This is a genomic window from Mycobacterium sp. (assembly GCF_049802695.1).
Lineage (GTDB): Bacteria > Actinomycetota > Actinomycetes > Mycobacteriales > Mycobacteriaceae > Mycobacterium.
The window spans coordinates 1-1,608 of record NZ_JBARMY010000448.1; the positions used below are offsets into that span (position 1 = coordinate 1).

Below are 1,608 nucleotides of genomic sequence, written 5' to 3' on the forward strand. Positions count from 1 at the left end.
CGCCCGCCCCGCCACCGTGACGGGCCTCGACCCTTCCTCTGTCGCCCTGTCGCCGCTTCCGCTGGCCGCGGACCTGCGCAGTGCCGACAACCGTGACTTCCCCAGCCGCAACGATGCGGTGGGCGCCGCCCTGTCCCGGGTCATCGGCGGACCGGTGGGCCGGCACGCGCTGATCGGGCGCACCAGGTTTTTCACGCCGTTACGGGTGATGTTCGTCGTCGCGTTGGTATTTCTGGCACTGGGCTGGTCGACCAAAGCGGCCTGCCTGCAGAGCACCGGCAAAGGCACCGGCGATCAGCGAGTGGCCAACTGGAACAACCAACGCGCCTACTACCAGTTGTGCTATTCCGACACGGTGCCGCTCTACGGCGCGGAGTTGCTGAGCGACGGCAAGTTTCCGTACAAATCCAGCTGGATCGAGACCGACTTGAGCGGCAAGCCGCAGACCCGCTACGACGGTCGGCCGGCGATCCGCTACATGGAGTATCCGGTGCTGAGCGGCATCTACCAGTACGTGTCGATGACGCTGGCCAAGACCTACACCGCGTTGAGCAAGATGCACGTGGTGCCGGTGATCGCGGAGGTGGTGGTCTTTTTCGACGTCGCCGCCATCGGTTTGGCGCTGGCGTGGCTGGCGACGGTGCGGGCCGCGGCCGGTTTGGCGGGACGGCGGGTGTGGGATGCCGCGCTGGTGGCCGCATCACCGCTGGTGATCTTCCAGATCTTCACCAACTTCGACGCGCTCGCAACAGCTTTCGCGGTCGGGGGACTACTGGCATGGGCGCGGCGACGACCGGTGCAGGCCGGTGTGCTGATCGGGCTGGGTGTTGCGGCCAAACTGTATCCGGCGCTACTGCTGGTTCCGCTGTTCCTCTTGGGGCTGAGGACCGGGCGGCTGGCTGAGGCGACGCGCACCGCCGCCTGTGCGCTGGGAACGTGGCTGCTGGTGAATCTGCCGGTGATGCTGCTGTTCCCGCGGGGATGGTCGGAGTTCTTCCGGCTTAATGCCCGGCGCGGCGACGACATGGATTCGATTTACAACGTCGTCAAGTCGTTCACCCATTGGCCCGGCTTCGACCGCGGCCTAGGGTTGTGGGAGCCGCCTGCCGTGCTCAACGCGGTGGTCACGGTGCTGTTCTTAGCGTGTTGTGCGGCAATAATTTATGTCGCATTGACCGCTCCGATCCGACCCCGGCTGCCGCAGCTGGCGTTTCTGATCGTGGCAGCGTTCCTCATGACCAACAAGGTGTGGAGCCCGCAATTCTCGTTGTGGCTGGTGCCGCTGGCCGTGCTGGCGTTGCCGCATCGCCGAATTTTGTTGACTTGGCTGACGATCGACGCGGTGGTATGGGTGCCGCGAATGTATTACCTCTACACCGTTCCCAACCGCGGGTTGCCCGAGCAGTGGTTCACCGCGACGGTGCTGCTGCGTGACATCGCGGTAGTGTCGTTGTGCGCGCTGGTGATTCGCCAGATTTATCGGCCCGACGAGGACCTGGTCCGCTGGAGCGGGCGGGTGGACGATCCGGCCGGCGGGGTGTTCGACCGAGCCGCCGACTCGCCGCCCGGCTGGCTGCCCGACCGTTTGCGTCCGGCGCGGTCCCGGCG

1 protein-coding gene is annotated in these 1,608 nt (G+C 66.0%); it reads left to right on the plus strand.

All coding sequences use genetic code 11. From position 1 onward, the window contains the following. Positions 1 to 16: 16 nt before the first annotated feature. The coding region (locus tag WA317_RS18065) for a glycosyltransferase family 87 protein (protein WP_425174343.1) at positions 17 to 1,608 on the plus strand (1,592 nt) is incomplete at its 3' end.